A 4,955-nucleotide genomic window follows, 5' to 3' on the forward strand; every position below is an offset into this window, starting at 1 on the left:
GTATTAGAGAAAGCAAAATATTATTAGAAACTACCAACTATTCGATTTCTAATATTTCAACCATTACCGGTTTTTCTTCCCAATCATTCTTTGCACAATCATTTAAACGAGAAACGAATCTATCTCCTTCACAATACAGAAACACTATCAATTCTAGCAAAAACAAACCAGATTCTAGCGCGAAATTTTAAAGATAATCGCAATGAATCTATACTTCTTTAATATATTGATACTATTATTTTAGAAAGGAGAGTGTTCCTATGATTCAACAATTAAAAACATACTATGGTGAGGATATCAAAATCAATGAAACTGTGTTGTCTGAAGATTATAGCTGGTTTTTAGTTGAAGGAAGCAAAGTCGGGATTCGAAAAATCCGATTACATCAAAGGGAGCATCAATTGCTTTCATCCATCTTAACGCCCATTCATACTGATACATTTTATGAGACAGAAAAAGAAAAATCGTGGCATGAAGTATTATATAAAAATAAGAACATCCCTATAGTATTGGTTCGTTTTTTACACTTCTTCACAACCCGACCTATAGTAGAAAGAGAAGACTTTCAATACGCTTTACAGTCTATGTTTCCTGTCACCACTACAACAATATGGGAAACTTCGCAAACTGGCGTCCTCATCTTAGAAGAAAATGTACCGGAGTCTGTATTGCAAGCAGCCCTTGATACACTAGAAACAGATTTTTTTATATCCCTATCCTTTTTTATGGGAAGACAGTATACTCAAACAAATGAAATTGCTCGACTATATCAATGGGAGCGAAATTTATTTTCTCTACTTTCTCCCTATTTATCGCAAAAAATTATACACATTGAACAACTACTCCCTTATCAATTAATGATCTCATTACCGAAAGAAGAAAGAGAAAAATACACGAATCAATTATTAGCACACATTTCTAATAACAAGGAACTACTAGATAGTGTTAAAGTATTCTTCCAATGCAATTTAAATGTATCACTTGCAGCTAAACAATTATATTTACATCGTAATACTTTACAATATCGAATTGATAAATTTATTGAAAAGACAGGAATTAATATAAAAACTTTTGAAGGTGCAGTAGCAGTTTATATGGCATTTCTTTCTTTGGATATTTCGTAAACTTGCATAAAAATCTCTTATTATTTTGTGCACCCTGCCAATTTACCTACGCTTTAAATAATCTTATAATTCAATTAATTTAAAAAGGAGTGAGTAATCATGGCAGAACTTGTATTAGATCATATTTTTAAAGTTTATGATAATAAAACGACTGCTGTTTCTGATTTTAATTTACATATTGAAGATAAAGAGTTTATCGTATTTGTCGGTCCTTCTGGATGTGGAAAATCAACAACTCTACGTATGATTGCGGGTCTAGAAGACATTTCAAATGGTTCATTTTATATTGATGGAGAGCGTATGAATGATGTCGCTCCAAAAGATCGCAACATTGCGATGGTATTTCAAAATTACGCACTATACCCACATATGTCTGTTTATGATAATATCGCGTTTGGCTTGAAACTACGCAAACTTCCAAAAGATGAAATTAATCGCCGAGTAACAGAGGCGGCGAAAACCTTAGGGCTTGAAGATTACTTAGAACGAAAACCAAAGGCATTATCAGGTGGACAACGCCAACGGGTTGCACTAGGAAGAGCTATCGTCCGTGATGCAAAAGTATTTTTAATGGACGAGCCCCTATCCAATTTAGACGCAAAATTACGTGTAAGTATGCGTTCAGAAATCTCTAAACTTCATCGCCGTTTAAATACGACCACTATATATGTGACACACGATCAAACAGAAGCAATGACAATGGCATCACGGCTTGTTGTTATGAAAGATGGGCTCATCCAGCAAGTCGGTACTCCAAAAGAAGTATATGATACTCCGGAAAACGTATTTGTTGGCGGATTCATTGGTTCTCCAGCTATGAATTTCTTTACTGGGGCACTACAAGATAACTATTTTTACATGGAAAATATTCGCTTCAAAGTACCAGATGGACAACTAAAAACATTAAAGCAAAAAGGGTATAATGGACAAAAAATCATACTCGGCATTCGTCCTGAAGACATTCATGATGAACCAATCGTTCTTCAATCTTCTCCTGAAACCACAGTCGAAATTACAGTAGAAGTTGCTGAACTATTAGGTGCTGAAACAATGATTCATGGAAAACTTTCGAGTCAAAACTTTGTTGCGCGAATCAACGCTCGTTCCGAAATTAAAGCTACCGATAAACTTCCATTAGCTTTTAGTTTAACTAAAGCGCACTTTTTCGATATCACTACTGAACAACGTATACGTAATAATTGATGGATGAATTCTTTCTAATTTGGGACAGACTAGTCCCGTAAATCAATCTCTTCTTTTTTAATCCTATGCATAGCTTCTACTTCTGAAAGAATAGAAGTATCTGTGTCAAAACATTTCGTGAAGAAGACCCTTGGATTATTAAATGTCGTATTAAACGTGACAGAACTATACTAAAAAACATCTCATATAAATATGAGATGTTTTTTAGTAATTACTATTCTTTTAATAAATCTATTAATCCATTTCCTTCAGATGTACGTTCATACCCTAAAGGTACAGTCCTTTTTATAAGTTGCGCATATATTTCCGGCTCTGATAATTTTCTACCATACTCTCTCTCACACTGCTTTATGAGAAGTGCTAGCGCCCCAGCGACATGCGGCGTCGCCATTGAAGTACCACTTAATACCGCATATTTCCCCTCTGGATACGTAGACAGTATTTCATCACCCGGCGCTACTAAATCAATTTCTTGATTTGAATTACTAAAGCATGAAATTTTCTGCTCTAAATTAACAGCACCTACTTCAATTACTTCAGAATAAGCACCTGGAAAATCTAATTCTTCAGTATCATCGTTACAATCTCCATCATTTCCTGCAGCGCACACGACAAGTACGTCTTGTTTTACCGCATTTTGAATAGCTTCATGTAACTCTGGTACATCTTGTGGACCACCAAGTGACATTGAAATGACTCTAACTCTTTCTTTATTAGGCCCTCTCCAATTTACWGCATAATGAATGGCCTCAATAATTTGCTCRTAACTTCCAGAACCATCTCCMGCTAAWACYTTTAAMACTAACATTTTAGMAAGTGGTGCGACYCCTARWACACCMACWCCATTTTCAGTCGCTRCAATTGTCCCCGCTACATGAGTACCATGCCCATTATTATCAAGATAAATATTGGGATTTCCTTCATAATCTTTTGTGAAATTTCTYCCRCCRATAATACGATCYTTTAAATCTAYATGATTTATATCACAACCTGTATCTAATACGGCAACGACAATGTCTTTCCCTTTCGCGCTCTTTTCCCATACTTGCGGAGCATGAATGAGTTGTACACCTGGTGGAATTTCATTTACTTGTTCAATCACCTTATCTACTGTAAAAGGAATCAATTGTATACCTTTTTGTTTATTCGCTGTACTACTGTTCATCGTAATCCCTCCTGAAAATGTATTATTTTCATTTTAGACCACTATTGAATACGTTTAAATTTAACATTCGTTTTATTCGTTCCATTTCCCTTCYTCTCAAATRTTTCTCAATAAACAAAAGAAAAGGACCCATTATGGTCCTTTTCTTTTTCAGTTTTTCAAAAGAATAATATAAAGTGAAACTATAATCAGTGGGAGGGTGTTCATCCCCCACTGATTATTAGCCYTCACCAATCKGGCGTTTASGGGCAGTTGATCTCCCACCTAMCTTCTTTGCTTCAGCCGARTTTTGAGGTGGGAGTTTTACTGCCCACAAATAGCGGGATAAATTAAGACTAAATCTTACTCTTGTTCAAAAACTGCTCAATTTCTTTTATTACATGTTTTGCGCCTTCTATACTAACAGTAATGTTTCCATTTGCTAATGAAATATTTTGATTTGAAACATCACCTGTTATTTGACAAGCATTGTATGGTTGATATTTTTGTAAAATGACTTTGTCTTCTTCTACAAAAATTTCAAGTGGTGATTTGATTTGTATTCCTAATACATCCCGTAATTCTTTAGGAATAACTATCCGTCCCAATTCATCTACTTTTCGAATAATTCCTGTTGCTTTCATGTTACTCCCCCCTTACTCTCTATTATTTTTTTCACCTCGCTATTTTCATTTTATCACTATATATTTGGTAATGCCTTACTCTTTTTAGAAAATATAGTACAAAAGTTAAAAAAACACATTTAACGAATATTCAATCTTTCTTTCAATTGTTTTAAATAACGCGATCGTATAATTAAGAAGTATACAACTTGAATACCTACGAAAATACTTAATACAATTGTATTTTCTTTAAACAGTGAGTACTCAAACATTTGTCCTAACGCAGTTAATGCTACTGCCCCGTGTAATGTTGCAACTCCAACTGGAACGAAGAATAAAAGCGCTAAGCGGATTGTGACTACTTTCGATAATTCCCCTCTCGTCAATCCAACTTTTCGAATCATTTCAAATAAACGAGTATCGTCCTCCAAATCTGAAAATAAACGGAAGTAAAGGAAGCTTCCTGCACAAACGAAAAATAYAATACCAATAAAGAAACCTACAAATAAAATGGGTCCTGCGATTTGTAGACTTTGATTTTGATCGTACTCTTCTGCACTAAACGTTGAATGTTCTTGATAAGGCTTAATCTGATTCGTAAGCTCTTTACCAACCTCAATTTCATCTTTCGCGGATTGTGTTTTATACATATAATCTTTTTCTTCTTTAAATCCATCTTGTAATGAATCATATTGATTTTTAGAGATTACATACACATTACCTCTTAGTATTTTACTTAATGAAGAAGTATTAACTTTTTTCACATTTAAAGGTTCATTCATATTTGGTAAAGTAATTTCTTTTCTTTCTTTCATCGGTGGTCCGGGTATTTCGACTGACAAAAATAAAGCCTCTTTATTT

General features: G+C 34.2%; 5 protein-coding genes and 2 pseudogenes. 3 read left to right on the top strand and 4 right to left on the bottom strand.

Features of this window, described 5'->3' with window-relative positions; genetic code table 11:
• The 3 genes from AC1DJR_RS17265 to AC1DJR_RS17275 form a co-directional block, all read left to right on the top strand.
• On the top strand, positions 1–191 hold a 191-nt coding region (locus AC1DJR_RS17265), incomplete at its 5' end, for a helix-turn-helix domain-containing protein (protein WP_477003111.1).
• Between the two features lie 69 nt (positions 192–260).
• A complete protein-coding gene (locus AC1DJR_RS17270) occupies positions 261–1,124 on the top strand; it encodes a PucR family transcriptional regulator (RefSeq protein WP_429688164.1) in 864 nt (287 codons plus the stop codon).
• Between the two features lie 99 nt (positions 1,125–1,223).
• A complete protein-coding gene (locus tag AC1DJR_RS17275; RefSeq protein WP_429688165.1) occupies positions 1,224–2,327 on the top strand; it encodes an ABC transporter ATP-binding protein in 1,104 nt (367 codons plus the stop codon).
• Positions 2,328–2,356: 29 nt separating this feature from the next.
• On the opposite strand, the pseudogene AC1DJR_RS17280 reads toward AC1DJR_RS17275, so the two are convergent.
• From AC1DJR_RS17280 to AC1DJR_RS17295, 4 genes and pseudogenes are all read right to left on the bottom strand, one after another.
• Positions 2,357–2,443, bottom strand: a pseudogene (locus AC1DJR_RS17280) (IS6 family transposase); the annotation flags it as partial.
• A gap of 98 nt (positions 2,444–2,541) precedes the next feature.
• On the bottom strand, positions 2,542–3,492 hold the full coding sequence (locus AC1DJR_RS17285; RefSeq protein WP_477003112.1) for a serine protease: 951 nt from the start codon (positions 3,490–3,492) through the stop codon (positions 2,542–2,544).
• Between the two features lie 335 nt (positions 3,493–3,827).
• Positions 3,828–4,115, bottom strand: coding sequence for an AbrB/MazE/SpoVT family DNA-binding domain-containing protein (locus tag AC1DJR_RS17290; protein ID WP_137058682.1), 288 nt, complete (start codon positions 4,113–4,115; stop codon positions 3,828–3,830).
• A 119-nt stretch (positions 4,116–4,234) separates the two neighbouring features.
• Positions 4,235–4,955: pseudogene (locus tag AC1DJR_RS17295) on the bottom strand (ABC transporter permease); the annotation flags it as partial.

The sequence above is a fragment of the Bacillus sp. 05T31 genome, assembly GCF_056396725.1.

Excerpts from the sequence above, each read along its gene's own strand:
- AC1DJR_RS17270 (WP_429688164.1), top strand. The coding sequence starts at position 261 with ATGATTCAACAATTAAAAACATACTATGGTGAGGATATCAAAATCAAT.
- AC1DJR_RS17275 (WP_429688165.1), top strand. The coding sequence starts at position 1,224 with ATGGCAGAACTTGTATTAGATCATATTTTTAAAGTTTATGATAATAAA.
- AC1DJR_RS17290 (WP_137058682.1), bottom strand. The coding sequence starts at position 4,115 with ATGAAAGCAACAGGAATTATTCGAAAAGTAGATGAATTGGGACGGATA.